The organism is Marinovum sp. E3 (assembly GCF_055755275.1).
The window spans coordinates 169,311-191,666 of record NZ_CM146908.1; the positions used below are offsets into that span (position 1 = coordinate 169,311).

General features: G+C 64.2%; 19 protein-coding genes. 5 read left to right on the forward strand and 14 right to left on the reverse strand.

Going from position 1 to position 22,356, the window contains the following annotated elements; genetic code table 11:
- Positions 1–86: 86 nt before the first annotated feature.
- The 6 genes from AC0J5K_RS00775 to glpD all read right to left on the reverse strand — a co-directional run bounded on the left by AC0J5K_RS00775 (position 87) and on the right by glpD (position 6,266).
- Complete coding sequence (locus AC0J5K_RS00775; protein ID WP_048529114.1) at positions 87–359, reverse strand: DUF2160 domain-containing protein; 273 nt, start codon at positions 357–359, stop codon at positions 87–89.
- 139 nt (positions 360–498) lie between these two features.
- On the reverse strand, positions 499–1,386 hold the full coding sequence (locus AC0J5K_RS00780) for a carbohydrate ABC transporter permease (protein WP_074837483.1): 888 nt from the start codon (positions 1,384–1,386) through the stop codon (positions 499–501).
- A gap of 115 nt (positions 1,387–1,501) precedes the next feature.
- Positions 1,502–2,371: a carbohydrate ABC transporter permease gene (locus AC0J5K_RS00785; RefSeq protein ID WP_048529116.1), complete on the reverse strand. Its 870-nt coding sequence runs from the start codon at positions 2,369–2,371 to the stop codon at positions 1,502–1,504.
- Positions 2,371–3,447, reverse strand: coding sequence for an ABC transporter ATP-binding protein (locus tag AC0J5K_RS00790; RefSeq protein WP_274566115.1), 1,077 nt, complete (start codon positions 3,445–3,447; stop codon positions 2,371–2,373). Before AC0J5K_RS00790 ends, AC0J5K_RS00785 begins: the two co-directional genes overlap by 1 nt.
- A 12-nt stretch (positions 3,448–3,459) precedes the next feature.
- On the reverse strand, positions 3,460–4,548 hold the full coding sequence (locus AC0J5K_RS00795) for an ABC transporter ATP-binding protein (protein ID WP_274566114.1): 1,089 nt from the start codon (positions 4,546–4,548) through the stop codon (positions 3,460–3,462).
- Positions 4,549–4,670: 122 nt separating this feature from the next.
- Positions 4,671–6,266: a glycerol-3-phosphate dehydrogenase gene (gene glpD, locus AC0J5K_RS00800; RefSeq protein WP_074837485.1), complete on the reverse strand. Its 1,596-nt coding sequence runs from the start codon at positions 6,264–6,266 to the stop codon at positions 4,671–4,673.
- A 260-nt stretch (positions 6,267–6,526) separates the two neighbouring features.
- Between glpD and AC0J5K_RS00805 the strand changes: the two genes are divergently transcribed.
- A complete protein-coding gene (locus AC0J5K_RS00805) occupies positions 6,527–7,291 on the forward strand; it encodes a DeoR/GlpR family DNA-binding transcription regulator (protein WP_274566113.1) in 765 nt (254 codons plus the stop codon).
- A gap of 22 nt (positions 7,292–7,313) precedes the next feature.
- Here the strand turns inward: AC0J5K_RS00805 and AC0J5K_RS00810 are convergent, their stop codons facing one another.
- Together AC0J5K_RS00810 and AC0J5K_RS00815 are read right to left on the reverse strand one after the other, a co-directional pair.
- The gene (locus AC0J5K_RS00810; RefSeq protein ID WP_274566112.1) at positions 7,314–8,828 is read right to left on the reverse strand and encodes a malonate--CoA ligase; all 1,515 of its coding nucleotides are present in this window, start codon (positions 8,826–8,828) and stop codon (positions 7,314–7,316) included.
- A gap of 3 nt (positions 8,829–8,831) precedes the next feature.
- Positions 8,832–10,091, reverse strand: a complete 1,260-nt coding sequence (locus AC0J5K_RS00815; RefSeq protein ID WP_274566111.1) for a malonyl-CoA decarboxylase — start codon at positions 10,089–10,091, stop codon at positions 8,832–8,834.
- Between the two features lie 172 nt (positions 10,092–10,263).
- Between AC0J5K_RS00815 and AC0J5K_RS00820 the strand changes: the two genes are divergently transcribed.
- Both AC0J5K_RS00820 and AC0J5K_RS00825 read left to right on the forward strand, forming a co-directional pair.
- Positions 10,264–10,923, forward strand: a complete 660-nt coding sequence (locus AC0J5K_RS00820; RefSeq protein ID WP_048529128.1) for a GntR family transcriptional regulator — start codon at positions 10,264–10,266, stop codon at positions 10,921–10,923.
- Between the two features lie 165 nt (positions 10,924–11,088).
- Positions 11,089–12,471, forward strand: a complete 1,383-nt coding sequence (locus AC0J5K_RS00825) for a Na+/H+ antiporter NhaA (protein ID WP_048529130.1) — start codon at positions 11,089–11,091, stop codon at positions 12,469–12,471.
- Between the two features lie 52 nt (positions 12,472–12,523).
- Here AC0J5K_RS00825 and AC0J5K_RS00830 read toward each other — a convergent pair whose 3' ends face one another.
- Positions 12,524–14,167, reverse strand: coding sequence for a hypothetical protein (locus AC0J5K_RS00830; RefSeq protein WP_274566110.1), 1,644 nt, complete (start codon positions 14,165–14,167; stop codon positions 12,524–12,526).
- Positions 14,168–14,361: 194 nt separating this feature from the next.
- On the opposite strand from AC0J5K_RS00830, the gene AC0J5K_RS00835 reads away from it, so the two are divergent.
- Positions 14,362–15,021: an ABC transporter ATP-binding protein gene (locus AC0J5K_RS00835; protein WP_048529134.1), complete on the forward strand. Its 660-nt coding sequence runs from the start codon at positions 14,362–14,364 to the stop codon at positions 15,019–15,021.
- Positions 14,999–16,780, forward strand: a complete 1,782-nt coding sequence (locus AC0J5K_RS00840) for a KpsE/RkpR family capsule polysaccharide export protein (protein ID WP_274566109.1) — start codon at positions 14,999–15,001, stop codon at positions 16,778–16,780. Before AC0J5K_RS00835 ends, AC0J5K_RS00840 begins: the two co-directional genes overlap by 23 nt.
- Before the next feature lie 70 nt (positions 16,781–16,850).
- On the opposite strand, the gene AC0J5K_RS00845 is transcribed toward AC0J5K_RS00840, so the two are convergent.
- The 5 genes from AC0J5K_RS00845 to mreC are packed head-to-tail and all read right to left on the reverse strand — an operon-like array spanning position 16,851 to position 22,311.
- Entirely contained in the window at positions 16,851–17,780 is a 930-nt protein-coding gene (locus tag AC0J5K_RS00845) for a 2-hydroxyacid dehydrogenase (RefSeq protein ID WP_074837492.1), read from the reverse strand.
- A complete protein-coding gene (gene rodA, locus AC0J5K_RS00850) occupies positions 17,777–18,925 on the reverse strand; it encodes a rod shape-determining protein RodA (RefSeq protein WP_048529139.1) in 1,149 nt (382 codons plus the stop codon). The genes AC0J5K_RS00845 and rodA overlap by 4 nt, the downstream gene beginning before the upstream one ends.
- Positions 18,925–20,865 carry a penicillin-binding protein 2 gene (gene mrdA / locus AC0J5K_RS00855; protein WP_074837493.1) on the reverse strand — a complete coding sequence of 647 codons (1,941 nt, stop codon included), beginning with the start codon at positions 20,863–20,865 and terminating at the stop codon, positions 18,925–18,927. Before mrdA ends, rodA begins: the two co-directional genes overlap by 1 nt.
- Complete coding sequence (locus tag AC0J5K_RS00860) at positions 20,862–21,398, reverse strand: hypothetical protein (RefSeq protein WP_048529142.1); 537 nt, start codon at positions 21,396–21,398, stop codon at positions 20,862–20,864. Before AC0J5K_RS00860 ends, mrdA begins: the two co-directional genes overlap by 4 nt.
- Entirely contained in the window at positions 21,391–22,311 is a 921-nt protein-coding gene (gene mreC / locus AC0J5K_RS00865) for a rod shape-determining protein MreC (protein WP_074837494.1), read from the reverse strand. Before mreC ends, AC0J5K_RS00860 begins: the two co-directional genes overlap by 8 nt.
- Positions 22,312–22,356 lie beyond the last annotated feature (45 nt).

Here is a 22,356-nt window from a genome sequence, read left to right on the forward strand (position 1 = left end):
TCCTCCCAATTGTAGGAACTTGGTTGCTTCGAAGACGGCGCCCTGTGGGGTTTCTCAGGTCCCCTCGGGGCGTCGCCGGTTGCCTGTTACACCCAGCGGAACACCGCTGCGGCATAGATCAGGCAGACGATCAGCGCATAAGGTTGGTTTGCGCCGACCAATCCAAGCCAGGCCAGATTGATGAAGGCCGAGCCGAGAAGGGTGATGAAGAGGCGGTCGCCCCGTGTGGTTTCGATCCTGAGGATGCCGGTGCGCGGCGTCTCGGGAAACTTGATCGCGAGGATCGTGAAGGTGATGAGCAGCGAGGCGATGACCATAAAGAAGATCGCCGTCGGCCAGGTCCATGCCATCCAGTCCATTAGTTGTCCTCCCCTGCGATAGATTTGAGAATTGCGCCGTCGTTCCCGGGTATGATCTGGGGGCCTTTGGCCGCCCGCGCGGGTGTCATCCACCCGCTGGACCCGGGGGTGACATGCGAAGGGTTAAGGAAACCTTGCATCACACCCTCCCCAGGGCAAAGCCCTTGGCAATGTAGTTGCGCACGAAGTAGATCACCAGGGCGCCGGGCACGATGGTCAGCACCCCGGCGGCAGCCAGCACGCCCCAGTCGATCCCGGCGGCGCCCTGCGTCCGGGTCATGATGGCGGCGATCGGCTTGGCGTCGACGGTGGTCAGCGTCCGCGAAAGCAGCAGCTCGACCCAGGAGAACATGAAGCAGAAGAAGGCCGCCACACCGATGCCCGAGGCGATCAGCGGCATGAAGATCTTCACGAAGAACTTCGGAAAGCTGTAGCCGTCGATATAGGCGGTTTCGTCGATCTCCTTGGGCACGCCGCGCATGAAGCCTTCGAGGATCCAGACCGCCAGCGGCACATTGAACAGCGTATGCGCCAGCGCCACGGCGATATGGGTGTCGAAGAGCCCGACCGAGCTGTAGAGCTGGAAGAAGGGCAGGGCGAAGACCGCCGGCGGCGCCATACGGTTGGTCAGCAGCCAGAAGAACAAGTGCTTGTCGCCCATGAAGTGATAGCGGCTGAACGCATAGGCCGCAGGCAGGGCCACAACGAGGCTGATCACCGTGTTGATCGTCACGTAGATGATCGAGTTGACGTAGCCCAGATACCAGGCCGGATCGGTCAGGATGGTCTGGTAGTTGGCCAGCGTCAGGTTGCGCGGCCAGAGGGTGAAGGTGTTCAGGATCTCCGAGTTGGTCTTCAGGCTCATGTTCAGCAGCCAATAGATCGGCAGCAGCATGAACAGCAGATAGAGCGTCATGACGATCAGCGAGCCGTTGGGCCGGAACTTGCGGCGGGTCTTGGTGGCGGTGCTGTCGGTGACGTTGCCGGGGATCGAGGCCGCGCCGGGGGCAGAGGTGGTATCGGTCATTGCAGCGGTCCCTTGTTGCTTGCGGCGTTCTCGGGCTTGACCCGGGGAACTTTTGGCTGGGAGGCCCTCGGGTCAGGCCCGAGGATGACGGTGACTCTGTCGGGAAAACCCATCCTTAGCCCTCCTGTTTGTCGAGGTTGGTCATCACGGTGTAGAACACCCAGCTGACCAGAAGGATTACGAGGAAATACATGATCGAGAAGGCCGCCGCCGGACCGAGGTCGAACTGTCCCAGCGCCATTTTCACCAGGTCGATCGACAAGAGCGTGGTGGCATTGCCGGGGCCGCCGCCAGTGACGACGAAAGGCTCGGTATAGATCATGAAGCTGTCCATGAACCGGAGCAGGATGGCGATCATCAGCACGCCCATCATCTTGGGCAGCTCGATGAAGCGGAAAACTTTCCAGCGGCTGGCCTGATCGATCTTGGCCGCCTGATAATAGGCGTCGGGGATCGATTTCAGCCCGGCAAAGGCCAGCAGGGCCACCAGCGAGGTCCAGTGCCAGACATCCATCACGATGATGGTGATCCAGGCGTCTAGCGTGTCCTGCGTGTAGTTGTAGGAGATGCCGAGCGCATCCAGCGTATAGCCCAGCAGGCCGATATCGACGCGGCCGAAGATCTGCCAGATGGTGCCGACCACGTTCCACGGGATGAGCAGCGGCAGCGACATCAGCACCAGGCAGAAGGACGACCAGAAGCCGCTTTTCGGCATATGCAGCGCCACGTAGATGCCCAGCGGGATCTCGATCGCCAGGATGATGGCCGAGAACATCAGCTGCCGGCCCAGCGCGTTCCACATCCGTTCGGATTCAAGCATCTCGGCGAACCATTCGAGCCCGGCCCAGAAGAACTGGTTGTTGCCGAACGTGTCCTGCACCGAATAATTGACGACGGTCATCAACGGGATCACCGCCGAGAACGCCACGAGGATCAGCACTGGCAGGACGAGAAACCAGGCCTTTTGGTTGACTGTCTTTTCCATTATGCGGCCTCCCCCGGCACCCGCCAGTCATTGGCGTAGACGTTCACGAAATCGGTATCAAAGACCACGTGGGTCATGTCGGCGCTGACGTCGTCATCCTCGTCGGCGATGATGTTGATGTCATGGCCAAAGACCTCGGCCCGCACCAGCTTGTGGCGGCCGACATCCTCGACCCGGCGCACCGTGACCGGCAGGCCCTCGGTGCGGCTGAGGCGGGCGAATTCCGGGCGCACGCCCAGCTCGACCTTGCCGCTGAGATCGCCGTAACCACGCTTGAGCCGCAGTTCGGTGCCCTCGATATGGGCGGTGGCGCCGTTGACCTCGGCCGGGATCACGTTCATCCCCGGCGAGCCGATGAAATAGCCCACGAAAGTATGCTCCGGCGTCTGGAACAGCTCTTCCGGGGTGCCGATCTGCACCACGCGGCCGTCATACATCACCACCACCTTGTCGGCGAAGGTCAGCGCCTCGGTCTGGTCGTGGGTCACATAGATCATCGTGTGGCCGAAATCGTGGTGCAGCTTTTTCAGCTGGGTCCGCAGCTCCCATTTCATATGCGGGTCGATCACCGTCAGCGGCTCGTCAAAGAGCAGCGCGTTGACGTCCTTGCGCACCATGCCGCGGCCGAGCGAGATCTTCTGCTTGGCATCGGCGGTCAGGCCTCGGGCGCGGCGGTCGAGCATGTGCTCCATGCCGATCATCGCACCGATTTCCTGCACGCGTTCGGCCACATAGGCCTCGTCTCGTCCGCGGTTGCGCAGCGGAAAGGCCAGGTTGTCGCGCACCGTCATGGTGTCGTAGACCACCGGAAACTGGAACACCTGCGCGATATTCCGCTCTGCCGTCGGCGCGTCGGTGACGTCGCGGTCGTTGAACAGGATGCGGCCCTGGCTGGGGCGCAGCAGGCCGGAAATGATGTTGAGCAGGGTGGACTTGCCGCAGCCGGACGAGCCGAGCAGCGCATAGGCGGCGCCGTCCTGCCAATCGTGGTTGAGCTCCTTCAACGCGTAATCGTCTTCGGATTGCGGTTTCGGTAGATAGGAATGCGCGAGGTTGTCGAGCGTGATCTTGGCCATGGGTCGATCTCCTCAGGCTGCCAAGGCATAGGCGGCAGGCGCGATCAGCTTGCCGTCTTCGCCAAAGATGTAGACGTGACGCGGATCGAGCCAGACATCGAGCCTTTCGCCGCGTTGCAGATCGTGCACGCCGTGGATCAGCCCGACCCAGCGCTCGTCGAAGTGATCGAGGTGCACAAAGGTTTCCGAACCGGTCAACTCGGTCACTGACAACCGCGCCGCGAATTGCATCGCATTGTCGGAATGTTTCCTGATTTCCAAGTGGTTGGGGCGGAAGCCGGCGGTATAGCGGCCATCGGGCAATTGCGTCAGTTGGCCACTGGCCTGCGCGCTCTGGCCTTCGCCGAATTGCAGCTCGTTGCCGGATTTGGTGACATCGAGGAAGTTCATCGGCGGGTCCGAGAACACCCGCGCAGTGGTGGCATCGACCGGTTGACGATAGACCTCGGGGGTCAGGCCGAACTGTGTCACCCTACCTTCCCACAGCGTCGCGGTGTTGCCGCCGAGCAGCAACGCCTCTTCCGGCTCGGTCGTGGCATAGACAAAGATCGAGCCCGAGGCTTCGAAGATCTTCGGAATCTCGACCCGCAGCTCTTCGCGCAGCTTGTAATCGAGGTTGGCCAGCGGCTCATCGAGCAGCACCAGGCCGGCGTTCTTGACCAGCGCGCGGGCCAGGGCGCAGCGTTGCTGCTGGCCGCCGGACAGCTCCAGCGGCTTGCGGTCGAGCATCGGGGTAAGCTGCATCAGCTCGGCGCTTTCGCGCACCCGGCGGTCGATCTCCTTGGCATCGGCGCCCATCAGCTTCATCGGCGAAGCGATATTGTCGTAGACGGTCATCGACGGGTAGTTGATGAACTGCTGATAGACCATCGCGACCTTGCGGTCCTGCACCCGCATGCCGGTGACGTCCTTGCCCTCCCAGAGAATCTGACCGGTGTTGGGCACGTCAAGTCCGGCCATGAGCCGCATCAACGAGGTCTTGCCCGATGATGTCGGCCCGAGCAGCACGTTCATCGTGCCGTTTTTCAGCGTGAGATCGGTGGGGTGGATATGGACCTGACCCTCAACCGATTTAGACACGCCTTTCAATTCCAGCGTCATAGCGCTTGTCTCCTCCCTGGTTCGCCGTGGTGGCGGCGGACTGGCGGTATGCGCTCAGTCCGGTAATCTGTCGTGCCGCTTGCGGCCGGTTGGGCGGGGTCCGCCGTCCGGCTCTTTGAATGTTAAGCGGCAGCCGTGCTGGATCGACGGTTTTCCGCCATCCAGTCTTGTAGGTTTTCAATCTCGGCTTCGCTCATGCGCAGGCCAAGTTTGTTGCGCCGCCACACCACGTCTTCCGCGGTGCGTGCGTATTCACGGGTCATCAGCCAGACCACCTCGGTTTCGGTCAGCGTGGCACCGAAGTCGCGGCCGAGATCCTGGGCCGTCTGCGCCGCGCCCAGCATGACGGTCGCGTCGGTGCCATAGGCCCGCACCAGCCGGCGCGCCCAGAAATCGGTGAGAAAGCCGTATTGCGATTGCAGGTCGGCGATCATGCGTTCGACGCCATCGACCGGGAAATCGCCGCCGGGCAGCGGCACGCCCGCCGTCCAGGGGCCTTTGCCGACGTTCAGGTGGCTGTCGATCTGCTCCAGCGCGCTTTCCGCCAGCCGGCGATAGGTGGTGATCTTGCCGCCAAAGACGTTGAGCACCGGCGCGCCGCCTTCGGCATCGACCTTCAGCGTGTAATCCCGCGTCGCCGCCGTGGCGCTCGAGGCGCCATCGTCATAAAGCGGCCGCACGCCGGAATAGGTCCAGACGATATCGTCCCGGCTGAGGGCCTTGGCGAAATACTGGTTGGCAAAGTCGATCAAGTAGCGCTGTTCTTCCTCGGTGCAGACCGGTTTTTGCGACGGATCGGGGTGATCGGCATCGGTGGTGCCGATCAGGGTGAAATCGGTCTCATAGGGGATCGAAAAGATGATCCGCCCGTCGGTGCCCTGGAAGAAATAGCATTTGTCGTGGTCATAGAGCCGCTTGGTCACGATATGACTGCCGCGCACCAGGCGCACGCCCTCGCGCGAATTGATCCGCACCTTGGTCTGGATGATGTCGCCGACCCAGGGGCCGCCCGCATTGATCAGCATGCGGGCGAGGTGGGTCTGAATCTCGCCGTTTTCGGTGTTTTGCGTTTCCACGCGCCAGAGGTCACCCTCGCGCACCGCAGAAAGCACCTTGGTCCGGGTCAGGATCCGGGCGCCCCGGGCTTCGGCATCGCGGGCGTTGAGCACGACAAGCCGCGAATCCTCGACCCAGCAATCGGAATATTCATAGGCCTTGTCGAACCGATCCTGAAGCGGCGCGCCTTCCTTGCTGTCGTTCAGCGACAGGGTTCTGGTGCCCGGCAAAATCTTGCGTCCGCCCAGATGATCATACATGAAAAGCCCGAGACGGATGAGCCAAGCCGGCCGGCGACCTTTCATCCAAGGCATGAACAGCCCGAGCAGCCGGGACGTCGGCGTTTCCGATTCGAACCGCATATCCTTATGATATGGAAGGATAAAACGCATGGGCCAGCTGATGTGCGGCATCGCGCGAAGCAGGGTCTCGCGTTCGATCAGCGCCTCGCGTACCAGCCGAAACTCGAAGTATTCCAGATAGCGCAGGCCGCCGTGAAACAGCTTGGTCGATGACGACGAGGTGGCCGAGGCGAGATCGTTCATCTCGGCCAGGGTGACGCTCAGCCCGCGGCCGGCGGCGTCGCGGGCAATGCCGCAGCCATTGATGCCGCCGCCGATGACGAACAGGTCTGTCGGGCCATCTATGTCGTGATGCGACAACGCGGTTCTCCCTTCACGCTTGTTGCGTCAGTTCTGACACAGAGATGCGCGGTTTTCAACGGTTTTGTTTTCGTTAGTGTTCGATTTCGCGCAAAGCTCTGTCAAACATGGGGATATTCCCCATGTCAAAGCGAAAACGGCCCCGGTATCCGGTCGAATCCTGGGCTTTGTTGTTGTCAGTCTTGCGGTTTTGACGGTATGTTACGTAGATGTCCTCCGGTCGGCATTCGATTGAGGCATATCGAAAGGAAACGAAAAGAATGTCGCAAACTTTTCGGCATCCGGAAATCCTTGAAATCGCCCGTCGTGAAGGCAAGGTCACCGTCGAAGATCTGGCCGAACATTTCGGCGTCACCTTACAGACCATACGGCGCGACCTGTCCGACCTGGCCGATGCCGGGCGACTCGAACGGGTGCATGGCGGGGCAGTGCTGCCCTCAAGTACCACAAATATCGTTTACGAGGAACGTCGCTCACTCAACCCTGCGGCGAAACTCGCCATCGCCCGCGCCTGTGCCGCGCGCATTCCCAACGACATCTCGCTGTTTCTCAACATCGGCACCTCGACCGAGGCGGTGGCGCAGGAGCTGCTGCATCACACCAAGCTGATGGTGGTGACCAACAACATGAATGTTGCCAATATCCTCGCGGCCAACCCCGATTGCGAGATCATCGTCACTGGCGGCCACCTGCGCCGCACCGATGGCGGGCTGGTCGGCAATCTTGCCACCGACACCATCAGCCAGTTCAAGTTCGATCTGGCCGTCGTCGGCTGTTCGGCGCTGGATGCCGATGGCGACATGATGGATTTCGACATCCAGGAGGTGAGCGTGAGCCGCACCATCCTGCGCCAATCGCGCAAGACCTTTCTGGTGGCCGATCACACCAAGTTCGCCCGCACCGCCCCGGCCCGGATCGCGTCGCTGGCGGATGTCGACAGCTTCTTTACCGACAAGGCGCTGCCGCGCGATCTTGCCGCCGCCTGCCGCAGTTGGGGCACCGAAGTGGTGGTGGCCCAGGCCTGACGGCACCGGGGCAGGGCAAGGCTCAGCCGGCGAACATGTCCTTGTAGCTGTCGCGCAGCAGGTTTTTCTGCACCTTGCCCATGGTGTTGCGCGGCAGGTCATCCAGCATGACCAGGGCCCGCGGATGTTTGAACCGCGCCAGTGCCTGCTGCACCGCCTGCATCATCGCCTCGGTGTCGGGGGCGGCGCCTTTCTCGGGCACAATCACCCCCAGCACGGTTTCGCCGAAATCGGGATGCGGCACGCCGATCACCGCGCTTTCCAGCACGCCGGGCTGGTCGTCGAGCACCAGTTCGATTTCCTTGGGGTAGATATTGTACCCGCCGGAAATGATCAGATCCTTGTTGCGGCCGACGATGTGGACATAGCCGTCAGTGTCGATCCGGCCGAGATCGCCGGTGATGAAAAACCCGTCGTCGCGCAGCTCTGCCGCAGTTTTCTCCGGCATCTGCCAATAGCCCTTGAAGACATTCGGGCCGCGCACCTCGATCTGGCCGATCTCGCCGTCGGGCAGGGTCTTGCCGGTTTCGGTATCGGTGATCTTGAGCTCGACGCCCGGCAGCGGAAAGCCCACGGTGCCGGCGCGGCGTTCGCCCTCATAGGGGTTCGAGGTGTTCATGTTGGTTTCGGTCATGCCGTAGCGTTCAAGGATGCGGTGGCCACTGCGGCTCTCGAACTGGACGTGGGTTTCCGCCAGCAGGGGCGCGGAGCCGGAAATGAAAAGCCGCATATGCGCTGAAAGATCGCGGGTGAAACGATCGTCGTTCAGCAGGCGGGTGTAAAAGGTGGGCACGCCCATCATCGCCGTGGCCTCGGGCAGACCCGCGATCACCTGGTCGGGATCGAATTTCGGCAGGAAGATCATGCTGCTGCCCGCCGCCAGAGCGACATTGGTGGCCACGAAAAGACCATGGGTGTGAAAGATCGGCAGCGCATGCAGCAGGACGTCATCGGCGGTGAAACGCCATTCCTCGACCAGGGTTCGGGCATTCGACAGCAGGTTGGCCTGGGTCAGCATCGCCCCCTTCGAGCGCCCGGTCGTGCCCGAGGTATAGAGAAAGGCGGCGAGGTCGTCGGCCGTGCGCGGCACCGTGGCGAAATTCGCCGGCATGGCGCGGGCCTTGTCCATCAGGCTGCCGCTGCCGTCGGCGTTCAGGCTCTCGATCCGGGCGCCGAACTGTCCGGCCAACGGGGCGAGGGTCGCGTCGCTCCTGCCGTCACAAACGATCAGCGAAGCACCGCTGTTTTCGATGAAATACTGAAGCTCATCGGCGGTATAGGCGGTGTTGAGCGGTAGAAACACCAGCCCCGCCTGCGCGCAGGCGGCATAGAGCGCCAGCGCCTCGGGGGATTTCTCGACCTGGGCGGCCACCCGGTCGCCGGGCGCCAGCCCCAGATCGGCCATTACATTGGCGATCCGCGCGGCGCTCTCGAGAAAGGCGCCGTGTGTGATGACCTGCCCGTCGGCAAGCCGCAGGAAAGGGGTGGATTTGCCGGCATGCGCGCCAAACAGACCATCGTAAAGGGGGTTCGCCATGGGTCAGCTTTCTTGGGTCGGAGTAAGATCTGCGGCATCTGCCAGCGCCCTGACGTCTTTTGCCGCCATGACCTCTCTGGAGATGACATAGGCGTCGTGGTTCGCTTCGACACGGGCGAGATCGTAGAGGTAGTTCACCATTGCGCCGCCGGATTGCGCGCGGCCCTTGTCAGAGGTGTCGGCATCGGCATGGACCGCCTGAACGATGGCGCCATTGCCAAGGTGAAAGCGGGCGACCGGATCAGAGGGCAGGCCGCCGCGGGATTTGGCGTGCAGCAGGTAATGCGCAGCCAGTGTTTTCACCTGCGTCGGGTCGTCGACGCTCCAGCTCACGTTTTCCTGGTCGAGCCAGCGGGTCAGGCCGGGGATCGGCGACAGGGTGACAAATGTCCTGAGCCCCGGCAGTTCTGCCGCCAGATCGGCGACCACCTGCTTGATCAGGGAATTGCCGAAGGAAATGCTGGCCAGCCCCGCCTGGCAATTGGAGATCGAATAGAACACTGCGGTGTCGGCCTCGGCTGCTGGCAGGGGCAGGCGATCTTCGGCCAGCAGCGCCTGCACCGAACCGGGGATGCCGGTTGTCAGCGCCACTTCGACAAAAATCAGCGGCTCATCCGGCATCGCCGGGTGAAAGAAGGCAAAACAGCGCCGGTCGGTCGGTTCGAGCCGGCGGCGCAGCTCGGACCAGCTGTCGATGGCATGCACCGCCTCATGGGCGATGATCTTTTCCAGAATATGCGCCGGGCTTTCCCAGCTGATCGGCCGTAGGACCAGGAAGCCGCGATTGAACCAAGAGGCGAAGAGGTGGCGGAAATCCAGATCCAGTGCCGCAAGCTCCGGTTCGGTCCCCCCGAGCCGCAAGAGATCGGCGCGCATCTTGACCAGTTCGCCGGTAGCGCCCTGAACCCGGTTCAGGCGCCGGATCAGCTCCTGCCGGCGCGGTTCGGCCGCCTCGGCAAAGGCGCGATAGCTGGACTTTGACGGGGCGCGTTCGTACGCGTCGAGCCGGGTGCGGACCGCTTCGGGATCGATGTTCATCGAGCTGGCGAGAAAGCGGAAGAACTCGAGCTTTCGATTGTCGTCGAGCGCGCCGAAGCGGGCCAGGATTTCGCTCGCCAGCGCCAGCCCCGAGGTCTCGCTGGCCGATCCGACCAGCGCCATGGCCAGGTCTGTCAGCGGACGGCCATCCTCGGCCGCTATCGGCGCGTCACGGCGGTAGCGTCGTTCAAAGACGGTGGACAGAAGGTCCGCCAGCAGGGTCATGCCACAACTCCCCTCACGCGGCCGGCCGGACGCGGGGCAGCCGGCCATGGATGTCGGACCCGGCAGGGCCGGGACAGCCGCAGCCAACCATACGATGTATTTCAGGTCAAGATTTTTGTATACAAGACGGGCATTCTTGCGTTCGACGCGCCGGCGCGCCTATACAGATAACATGGAGCAACGGCGTGCCGATACCATTGCGGAAGCGCTCGAAGAGCGGATTTTCGACGGGACCTATTCCGATGGCGACCGTCTGGACGAGGTGCGTCTGGCCGAGCAATTCGGGGTCTCGCGCACGCCCTTCCGAGAGGCCTTGCAGCGGCTGGCCCGTTCCGGGCTGGTCGAACTGGTGCCGCGTCGGGGCGCCTTTGTGCGCCAGCCGGGGCCTGTCGAGCTGATCGAAATGTTCGAGGCGATGGCCGAGATCGAGGCGGTCTGCGGCCGCCTTGCCGCGATGCGCATTTCCGACGAAGCCCTGGCGGCGTTGCAGGATGCCAATGTGAAATGCGAGGCCGCCGTCGGCTGTCAGAACCCGGATGGCTATTATACCGAGAACGAGCGGTTCCACCGGATCATCTATGAGCAATCCGGCAACAGCTACCTGACCACAGAGGCCAACGAGTTGCACCGGCGCCTGAAACCCTTTCGTCGGCAACAATTGCGGCTGCGCGGCCGCATGGCGCAGTCCATGGCCGAACACAAGGCCATCCTCGACGCGCTCGAGGCCGGCGACCCGATGGCGGCGGCCGAGACGCTGCGCGGCCATGTGGCGATTCAGGGCGAAAAGTTTCACAGCCTGATGGCCACGCTCAAGCGTGTCACCGAGGTTTAGGCCAATGGTGACCCCGAAGCCGGAGCGTGCCTGTTCGATGCAATGGCTCGGATTGTCAAAACGCATTTGAAAGGCTTGCCGGCCGATTTCGCCCGGCTTGCGTTGCGGCGCGGGGGTATTTGAGGTACGTCGAAAACCACAAACAGGGGAAGGGCCGGGGAAGACATGTATCGCGTCTGGAATTTTCTGACCAATTATTCGCTGCTGTTGATCTTTGGCGCCTTGATTGCGCTGGTCTGGGCAAATCTGGACCTGATCGCCCCGGTGGCGGGCGATCCGCACTACTGGGCCGACACCTACCACTACTTCGTCGATTTCGTGATCTGGGATCACGCGCCCATCGGGGAATATCACGCCGCCGAAATCGCCGCGAGTGATCCGGCCTTTGCCGAAATGGTGGCCGCCGGCGCCGAGGTGTACACCGGGGCGGATGGCGCGCAATTCGTCTTTGGCGAGGGCAGTCGCACCCTGACGCTGCATTATCTGGTCAACGATCTGCTCATGGCCTTCTTCTTTGCCATCGCCGCCAAGGAAGTCTGGGAAGCGGTGATCCTCGAGAACGGCAGCCTGCGCGGCAAGAAGGCTGCCACGCCGCTCTTTGCCACCGCCGGGGGCATGTTCGGGCCGATTGCCGTCTATCTGGGTCTTGCGGCCGTCATGGGGTCGGAGACCTACAGTGCCGTGGCCAATGGCTGGGCGATTCCCACCGCGACCGACATCGCCTTTTCCTATCTGATCGGGCGGCTGGTCTTTGGCGCCGGTCACCCGGCGGTGCGGTTCCTGTTGCTTCTGGCCATCGCCGATGATGCCGCCGGGCTGATCATTCTCGCGGTCTTTTATCCGTCGGGCGAACTGGCGCCGGAATGGCTGCTGCTGTCGCTTGGCGCCGCGCTGGGGGTTTTTCTGCTGGCCAACTGGCTGCCGCGCCGGCTCGACCAGGGCAATCAGGACCGGCCGGCCTCGACCTGGGTGCGCAAAACCCTGTCGTTCTGGCCCTATCTGCTGGCCGGTTGTGCCAGCTGGTACGGTTTCATGATGTCCGGCCTGCACCCGGCGCTTGGGCTGCTGCCCATCGTGCCGACGATCCCGCATGCCGATCGCGCCTTCGGCATCTTTTCCGAGGCCGAGCAATATCTCACCGATCTGCTGAACATGATCGAACATGCGCTGAAGCACCCGGTCGAGATCGTCCTGTTCTTCTTTGGCCTGTTCAACGCCGGGGTCGAATTCTCGTCGATCGGGCCGGCGACCTGGCTGGTGCTGGCCGGGCTCTTGATCGGCAAGCCGGTGGGCATCCTGTTGTTCGGCTGGGTCGCGGCCAAGCCGCTCAAGCTGGGGATACCGCAGGGTATGCGGATCATCGATCTGGTGGTGATCGGCTTTGTCGCGGCGATCGGCTTTACCGTCTCGCTCTTTGTCGCCTCGGTCGCCTTCAATGCCGGGCCGGTGCAGGATGCCGCCAAGATGGGCGCGCTGTTCAGCTTTGCCGCCGCGCTGGTGGCGATTGCCTCGGGCAAGATCTTCCGGGTGGAAAAGCAGAACCTCTGAGCCGGCGGCTGGCTCGGGACAGAACACCGGCGCGGGTCTCCGCGCCGGTTTTTTATTCGCTGAAGGCCCCGGCCCGGCGCCAGCCATCGATCAGGATCTCGAGGTTTCGCGGGCCGGCATAGGGGTAGGTCTCGCGGACATAGGCCTCGGAAAATTCTGGCTGGACCTCGCGCAAATGGGCCAGAGCCTGGGCGGCGAGCTCTGGTTCGCCGCAGGCGCCGAAGGTCGTCACGCACCGCTGCAATCCGCGGGCATAATCGGGAGCGATGGCCAAAAGGCTTTTTGCCGCCTCGACCGCGCCGTCGCGGTCGCCGGTAAAGCACCGGCAGCTGGCAAGCTGGCCCAGGGCCGCCGCGCGGGCCGGATATTCGGGATTGAGCCGAAAGATCAGGCCAATGTGTTCCAGCGCCTCCTCGGGCCGGTCGAGCCACTCCAGCGCGCAGGCCAGCCCGTGCCGCGCCAGCGAGGCAGACGGGTTGAGCCGCACGGCCTCGGCGCTGTGATATTCGCCCGAGGCATAGTCGTGGTGGCCGAAAATGCGCGCCAGCCCGAAATAGGCATGCGCCTCCCAGTTGGTCGGATCCGCGGCCAGTGCGCGGCCGGCAAAGTCGAGCGTGGTGTCATAGGCGGCGGGGCGGTCGTCGGTCCAGCCCAGCAGCGCCCGGCGAAACCAGACCCGCGCCAGCCGCGCCAGCGCCGGAGAAAATTCCGGGTGCTGGCGCAGCACCTCCTGCATCAGCTGTTCCTGCGCGGCGTTGCTCTCGGGCGTGCCATAGCCTTCGCCGCCGGTGCGGTTGATGTCGTCGGCCTGCGCCATGACCTGCCATGGCCCGATCGACACGGGATGAACGCGGGCGATGCGGCTGGTTTCGGCATGAGCGATCTCTGGCTCGAGCTGGGCGACGATGGCGCGGCTGGCCTCTTCCTGAAAGGTGAAGATATCGTCGAGCTGGCCATCCACATTACGCGACCAGCAGGTGCGGCCGGTCTCGGTTTCGGTCAGGCCGACCGAGATTTTCACCCGGTTGCCGAGACAAAGCAGGGTGCCGCTGACCGCATAGGCGGCCTCGACCTGGGCCGCCGCCGTGCGCAGATCGATCTCGCGCGCGGTTTTCCAGCCGATGGCCTCTGGCCCGATCACCGGAAACCAGCGCCAGTAGGACAGCGTGGTGCGCAGATCGTCGGCCAGGCCAAGCGCGATCATGGCGTCCTGCGGGCCTTGCGACAGAGCCTCGAAGGCAAAGAGCAGGACAGCCGGGCGGGTCAGGAACCGCCGGTCGGGGGGCGTCGCGGGCGCAGGATCGGCGCGGCGCCTCTGGCGAAGCCAGTCCTCGAAGCCTTCGGACGCAAGATCGAATCCGGCGAGAAACGCGCCGCCGCCCGACGCAATCTCGACCCTGGCCGGATCGAGCCAGACATGCTGCCGGCTGGCCTCGAGCAGACCGTCAGGCAGGGTCCGCCGCAGCACCGACAGCTCCTGCCGCAGCGAGGCGCGGGCCTGTTCCTCGGATCGGTCGCTCCAGAGCAGATCGGCCAGAAACCCGCGTTCGGCCCGCATGTCACGTTGTTGCGACAGATAGGCCAGAAGCGCCTGTCCGCGCCGCGACAGCCCGGCCAGCGCGTCGCCGTCGGCGCGCGCGGCAAAGGTGCCGGTGAGCGTCAGGTGCAGGACCGAGGCTGTGGCGGTTGTGGGCATGGAACAACAATAGGCGATTCCGCGCCGTTCCGGCGACAATTTTCGCCGCAGGGCCGGGTGCTTGGCGTGATACCCCATGCGGGGAGTTGATACAATTGGCCCATCTGGGTCATAATATGACCAAAATCGGTGTCTAACAGTGCTTTAACCAACCTCTATTAATTTGAGGCGAGCAGACGCCGGGGCCAGATCAGATGCTGGAATTCGATAACGTGAGCAAGTCCTTCTGGACTGGAACACAGCGCAAGGTGATCCTTGATCGCGCCTGCTTTCGCGTGGACCTGGGCCAGTCGCTGGGCATCCTCGCCCCCAACGGAACCGGCAAGACGACGTTGATCAAGATGATGGCGGGGCTGGAAAAGCCCGACGAAGGCGAAATCCGCCGCGGCTGCCGCATCTCGTTTCCGCTGGGGTTCATGGGGGGCGTGGTGTCGAAGCATTCGGCGCATGAGAACGCCCGCTACATTGCCCGGCTCTATGGTCTCGATCCCGATTATGTCGAGGCCTATTGCCGCTGGCTTTGCGGGCTGGGCGAATATTTCGACCAGCCGCTCGGCACCTATTCGTCGGGCATGAAAGCGCGGTTCACATTCTCGCTGATGCTGGCGCTCGATTTCGATATTTATCTGATCGACGAAGGCATGCCAAATTCGACGGACGTGGAGTTCAACAAGAAAGCCGCCGCGATCCTCGCGGAACGGCTGCGCACCACGACCATCATCATTGTCTCGCACCAGCCCAAGGTGCTAGAAAAGTTCGCCCGCAAGGCCGGTGTTTTGTTGAATGGCCAGTTGCATATGTTTGAAACCTTGGAGGAAGCGAAGCAGCTCTATGACTACGAAACCCAAGGCTAAGAAATTTCGGGTTCGGCGCGCACGCCCCGGCGGAGCGCAGGAGATGGTGGGGCCGGAAGGTATCTCTTCGCCGCCTCCCGCGCGGCCCGGCGCGTCCGAGACCGACACCCTGATCGGCCAGATCCGCGCCCTCCGGCAGGAGGAACCCTCTGGTGATGAAACCGAGGCAGAGCCCCGGTCAGAGGACACGGCCGATGCCGCGACCAGTCGCAATATCAGGACCGGCGCCACCATTGCCCGGATCACCGGCGGCAAGCGCGCCGATCCGGCGGCGCTCTCGCGCGAGGGCGAGGTCTCATCGGCGGCCCAGGTCGCCGGCGAGACCGACATGGAGGCGATCCGCAAGGAAGGGCTGACCGGGCGCCAACTGCGCATGGCGCGGCGCATGTCGCAGAAGCACGGGCTGGCGGTGACCAGCGATTTCGACGCCGTGCGCCAGCTTCGCCAGCGGGGAATCGACCCGTTCCAGCGCTCCAACATGCTGGAGCTGGTGGTGCCGGCGCAGGGGAATGAGCCGGCACCGGGCAAGGACACCAAGGTGCAATTGCCGCAGACCGTCCCGGCCCCGGGCAAGAACCTGCCCTCAACCGAAACCAGCAACCCGATGGACCGCCGCATTCGCGAAATCGGCGATATCCAGAAAGACATCGCCAAACGCCGGCGCCGCAAGTCCATATTGCTGCTGTCGCGGCTGGCCTTCTTTGTCGGCCTGCCGACGCTGATCTGTGGCTGGTATTTCTACAATGTGGCGACGCCGATGTATGCCACCAAGTCGGAATTCCTGATCATCGCCAATGATGGCGGAGGCTCTTCCGGGATGGGCGGGCTGCTCTCGGGCACGCAGTTTGCCACCAACCAGGACGCCATCGCGGTGCAGAGCTATCTGATGTCCAAGGACGCGATGCTGCGGCTCGATCAGGATGTCGGTTTTCGCAGCCATTTCAGCCAGGACTGGATCGACCCGATCCAGCGGCTTGATGACACCGCCTCGAACGAGGACGCCTACAAGCTTTACAAGAAGAACATCGAGATCGGCTATGACCCGACCGAAGGCGTGATCCGGATGGAGATCGTCGCGGCCAACCCCTCGGTCAGCGCGCAATATACCGGTGCGTTGATCGAATACGCCGAGGATCGGGTCGACAGCCTGTCGCAGCGCAAGCGCGAGGATCAGCTCAAGGGCGCCACCGAAGCGCTGGAAGAGGCTGAAACCGCGCGCCGCGAAGCGCAGTTGCGGCTGGTGGAGTTGCAGCAGGTGTCGCAGGTGCTCGACCCCGAGGGACGGATCGCCTCGTTGCGGCAGCAGATCGGCAATGTCGAGGTGCAGATCCAGGAGCGCGAGTTGCAATTGCAGGCGCTGCTGGACAATGCCCGGCCCAACCAGGCCAAGGTCGAAGGCGCGCGCGGCGATATCCGCCGGCTTCGCGGGCTGCTCGAGCGGTTGCAATCCGACATGACGCAGGCCTCCGAAGGCGAAAATTCTCTGGCGCAGTTGTCCTCCGAAATCCAGATGGCGCAGGCCGATCTGGCGACGCGCGACCTGATGTTGCAGGAAGCGCTGACCTCGCTCAGCCAGACCCGGCGCGAGGCCAATGCCCAGGTGCGCTATCTTCAGACTGCGGTCGCGCCGGTGCCGTCGCAGGATCCGAGCTATCCGCGCAAGTTCGAGAACACCATCCTGGCATTCCTGATCTTCGGCGGCATCTACCTGCTGATCTCGCTGACCGCGTCGATCCTGCGTGAACAGGTGTCGAGCTAGGGGCTCCGGGCCTGGCGATGCGCGGCGGGCTCGCAATCCGCGATTCCCGCGCTTTGGAACCAACCGCCGGTTAATACCCGGCGGTGCGATCCACCAGATGCAGGAAAGGCTGCCCCGCCTCGCCGCGCAGGATGTTCTCTGCGATCACCCCGGCGCCGCTTGCGGCCCGGGTTTCCGAGGCTACATGCGGCGTGACGGTGACACCGGGATGCGCCCAGAACGGATGGTTCTTGGGCAAGGGCTCCTCGCGAAAGACGTCGAGCGTGGCATGGCCGATCTGCCCGCTGTCCAGCGCCGCCAGAAGTGCCTGATCATCGATCAGCGGGCCGCGCCCCGGGTTGATCACGAATGCGCCCCTGGCCAGGAGCGCCAGCGCCTCGGCATCGAGGATGTTCTCGGTCGCCGGCGTGTCGGGCAGCAGCAGCACCAGGATCTCGGCCCCGCGCAGCGCCTCGGCCAGACCGTCATCGCCGTTCAGGGTACGGACCCCGCCGATCTCTTTCGGCCGGCGGCTCCAGCCAGTGACGGCAAAGCCCACGCCGGCCAGTTTCTGCGCCACCTCGGCCCCCAGGGCCCCGAGCCCCAGCACCGTCACCCGGCGCTCGGAGGCCAGCGGCGGCGGCGCCCAGTGCCAGTCGTGATCGGGGTTCACGATATGGGCGTCCATGCCGAGGTGATGGCGCAGGCTGTGGCCCAGCACATATTCCACCATCCCCTCGGTCAGCCCGCCGCCGACCATCCGCGCCAGCGGCTGGGTCAGGGTCTGGTTGCCGACCACCGCCTCGACCCCGGCCCAGGTGTTCAGCACCGCCTTGCAGCGGGTGAAGGGCGTGAAATCCTGCAACGCTGAATCCGGCGCATAGACGATGTAATCCACCACCTCCGGCGCCATGTCCTGCGCCAGCGCATAGCCGAGCCCGGCCTGATCGAGCGCGGCGCGCAGAGGTGGTGCCCAATCGTCCCAGCGATCGGGTCCGGCGGCGAAAAGGATGTTGGTCATATGGCCCCGCGTGGTCTGTGAACATGTGCCGATTGCACCAGCCCGAAGCCGATCATCAGGATCAGCATCGCCGAGCCGCCATAGCTCACCAGCGGCAGCGGCACGCCCACCACCGGCGCCAGCCCCATGACCATCGACATGTTGACGGCAAAGAACAGGAAGAAGGTCGTCGCGATGCCCAGCGTCAGCAGTGCCGCGAAACGGTCACGGTTCTGCAAGGCCGAGGTGACGCAGAAGGCGATGATCAACGCATAGAGCCCGAGCAGGGAAAAGGCGCCGACAAAGCCGAATTCCTCGGCCAGGGTGGTAAAGATGAAATCGGTATGCTTCTCGGGCAGGAAGTTCAGCCGCGACTGCGTGCCCTGCATGAAGCCGCGCCCGGTCCAGCCGCCCGATCCCAGTGCGATCTTGGACTGGGTGATGTGATAGCCCGCGCCCAGCGGATCCGTCGACGGATCGAGAAAGGTGTCGATGCGGCGGAACTGGTAGTCCTTGAGCAATTGCCAGTCGGTGCCCCGGCTCTGGAACACTGCCGTCACCAGCCCGCCCGCGGCGGCCAGGACGGCGGCGAAATAGGCCCAGTGCACGCCTGCCATGAACATCACCAGCCCGCCGCCGGTCATCAGCAGAATGGCGGTGCCGAGATCGGGCTGACGCAGCACCAGGAAGGTCGGAAACAGCACCATGAGCACCGGCAGGATCACCCAGAAGGGGCGCGAGGTCTTCTTGATCGGCAGCCAGTCGTAATAGGCGGCCAGCAGCATCACCAGGGTGATCTTCATCAGTTCCGAGGGTTGCAGCCGCATGAAGCCGACGTCGATCCAGCGCTGGGCGCCCATGCCGGTGACACCGACGAATTCCACCGCCAGGAGCAGCACCACCGAGATGCAATAGGCCACCACCGCCATGTTGCGCCAGAACCAGATCGGCACCAGCGCCACGATCAGCATCAGCACGAACCCCAGTGCGAAGCGCTTCATCTGCGGTTCCGCCCAGGGCGAGAAAGAGCCGCCGGCCACGGAATAGAGCATCAGAAAGCCGATCGCGGCAACCGAGGCCAGCAGGATCGCCAGCGGCCAGTTCAGGTAGAATATCTTGCGCGGCCCCGAGGGCACATGTTTGACGTTGTACTCGAGATACGACATCAGGCCTCTTCCTGGCCCGGGGCGGCTGGCGTCCGGCGCTCGCGCGCCAGCCGCTCTTGCTGGGTCTTGATGCGACCCCGGTCGGCGCTGGGATAGGCGTCAAGCGGCGGATCGCCGCCGTAAAGCGCCTGAAGCGTCACGTCACGGCCGATCGGCGCGGCGGCGCCGGAGCCGCCGCCATGTTCGACCACCGTCGCCACCGCGATGCGCGGCGCCTCGGCGGGGGCGAAGTTGACAAACAGACCGTGGTCGCGCCGCTCCCAGGGCAGGTCCTCGTTGCGGGTGACGCCGCGGGCGCGTTCGGCGGCGGTGATGTTGCGCACCTGGCTGGTGCCGGTTTTGCCGGCGATCCGCACGTCTTCGGCCACCGACCGATAGCGATAGGCGGTGCCGCGCCGGTTGTTCGAGACCTCGAACATCGCCTTACGGATCTGGCGCAGGTGGTTCTCGTTGATGCCGAGGCTTTCGCCCCCGCGCGAGGGCTCTTCGACGCCATCGATCCGCTTGATCAGTCGTGGCGCAACGCTGCGGCCGGTGGCCAGCCGCGCCGTCATCACCGCCAGTTGCAGCGGCGAGGTCAGCACGAAACCCTGGCCGATCACGGCGTTCACCGTGTCGCCGACCACCCAGTCGGCGCCGCGGTTGACGAATTTCCAGTTCTTGTCCGGCACCAGCCCCTTGGTCACCGCCGACATCGGCAGGTCATGCACCTCGCCCAGTCCGAGCCTGCGGGCCATCTCGGCGATCTTTTCGATGCCGACCTTGATGGCGAGGTCGTAGTAATAGACGTCACAGCTTTCGCGCAGGCTTTTCTCGAGGTTCATGTGGCCATGACCGGCACGTTTCCAGCAGTGGAATCGCCGGCCCGAGACCTCGAGATATCCGGGGCACCAGACGGTTTCGGTGGGGGTGATCAGCCCGGCCTCCATCGCCGCCAGGGCGGCAGCCATCTTGAAGGTCGAGCCCGGCGGATAGGCGTCCTGCACGATCTTTGAGGCCAGCGGCCGGTGGTCGTTCTCGCGCAGGACGCTGTAATCGGCGACGGAAATGCCGCGCACGAACTTGTTGGGGTCGTAGGAAGGTGAAGAACAGGCGGCGAGCACATCGCCATGCTCGAGGTCGAGCACCACGACGCTGGCGCTTTCCTCGCCCAGCCGCGCGGCGGTGTAGTTCTGCAACTGACTGTCGATGGTAAGCTGCACAGTGGCGCCGCTGGTGCCTTCGCGGCGGTCGAGTTCGCGCATGACGCGGCCAACGGCGTTGACCTCGACCCGCTTGGCTCCGGCCTTGCCGCGCAGCACCTCTTCGAGCTTGGTCTCGACGCCGACCTTGCCGATCTGAAACCGCGGAATGCGCAGCAGCGGCGGCGGATCGGCGTAATGCGCAAGATCGCGTTCCGAAACCGGGCCGACGTATCCCACGACATGCGCCAGATCGTGGCGCAGCGGGTAATGCCGCGACAGGCCCACCTCGGGGGTAACCCCGGGCAGGGCGGGGCCGTTGACGGCGACGCGCGAGATGTCTTCCCAGCTTACCCGGTCGGCCACGGTCACCGGCAGGAACGGCGCCGAACGCTTCATCTCGGCGCGGGCCCGTTCGACCTCTTCGGGATCGAGATCGACCAGCTGACCCAGGCTGTCGAGCACGGCGTCGATGTCGCCGGCGTCCTCGCGCACCATGGTGATGCGATAGGCCGGCGCATTGGCCGCCACGGCCACGCCGTTGCGGTCGAAAATCTCGCCGCGCGCCGGCGGGATCAGCCGGATGTTTATCCGGTTTTCTTCCGCCAGAAAGCGGAACTGATCGGCCTGATCGACCTGCATGTGGCGCATCCGCCAGCCCAGCAGGCCGACAAACCCGGCCTGAAGCCCGGCGACCACGAGGCCCCGGCGGCTTATCTTGCGGGCGCTTTCCAGCGTGTCCTTGGGCGGGCGTCTCATGTCATCCTCCCGGCGGCGAGTTCGGCGTTGCTGCGGGCGCGCACGCCGAGCAGCCACTCGGAGGCCAGCGCCACGACGGGATAGATGGCCACGGTAAAGAGCACCTGCAAGAGCGACAGCCCCAGAAGCGGCCGCGGCAGCATGAAGAGAGTGAGCGCCACCCGGTAGGCCAGCGCCACCGCAAGGATGGTGAGCGCGACAAGGATCATCTCGGCCAGGAACCCGGCGTCGCGCAGCCCCGGGCCGCGCTTGCGCATGGCTTCGCAGGCCAGCACGACAATGGCCGCCATCAGCCCTGGCGGGCGCTGGAAAAAGAAATCGGTCAGCAGGATCGCGGCGGCGACAAAGACCGCCGGCACATAATCGGGGCGGCGCAGCGACCAGGCCAGGCAGAGCGCCAGCAGCACGTCGGGCGCGGGCCAGCGCACCGGCCCGGTTTCGAGCGGCAGCAGCCGGAAAAAGACCGTGGTCAGCGCCAGGGCGAGGAAGGTGAGGCGCATCAGCCAGAGTCGCGAGGCGGTATTGTCAGCCATCGACCGCCTCCCCGGTGTCCTGCGGCGCCTCTTCGGCCAGATCCCCCTCGGTTTCGGGGGGCACCACCAGATCGCCGGCGGTGTCGACCGCGGGCGTGCCGTGATCGCGCAGCACCCGGAGGAATTCGAGCCGCTCGATATCGGCCGAGAGGCGCACCCGCAGGCGGCCGCCCGGATCCTTGGCGACCTGCCCGATCACCAGCCCCGGCGGCAGCACGCCGGCATCGCCCGAGGTGATCACCCGGTCGCCGGGGCGCACCTGGTCGGCGTCTTCGAGAAAGTCGATCGGCGGCACCATGGAATTGTCGCCCACCACCAGCGCCTTTTGCCCCGACGGCTGGATCAGCGCCGGCACCTTGGACGAGGTGTCGGTGAGCATGATCACCCGGCTGGTGCGTTCGCCGACGCCGGAGATGCGGCCGACCAGCCCCAGCCCGTCCATCGCCGCCCAGCCATCCTGAATGCCGTCGCGGTTGCCGACGTTCAGCAACAGCGACTGCCGGAAGGGCGAGCCGCTGTCGGCCAGAACCACGCCGGTGACATAGGTCAGCTGCGGATCAAGGCGCACATTGTTGAGATCGAGCAGGCGGGCGTTCTCCTGTTCGAGTTGCAGCGCGGCTTCCTTCCAGCTCTTCATCTGCTGCAATTCGCGGCGCAGCTCCTGGTTCTGGGCGTAGAGCGATTGATAGGACTGGAAATCGCGGATCAGGTTGACCGTGGCGGTGACCGGCGCCATCGCCCAGGAAAAGCCCGGCATCACCCGGTCGACCACCTGGGCGCGAAACCGTTCGACCCGCGGGCTGTCGATCCGCCAGAAGATGAAAAGCCCGATCAGACAGAGCAGGATGACAAAGGTCACCAGCCGCCGGAGCGGGCCTGCGTAATCCTCCTGATGCGCGCGATCTCGGGCCAACGCGGCGTCTCCGGTCTCTGGGTCAGTCCGTCATATCACGGCCGG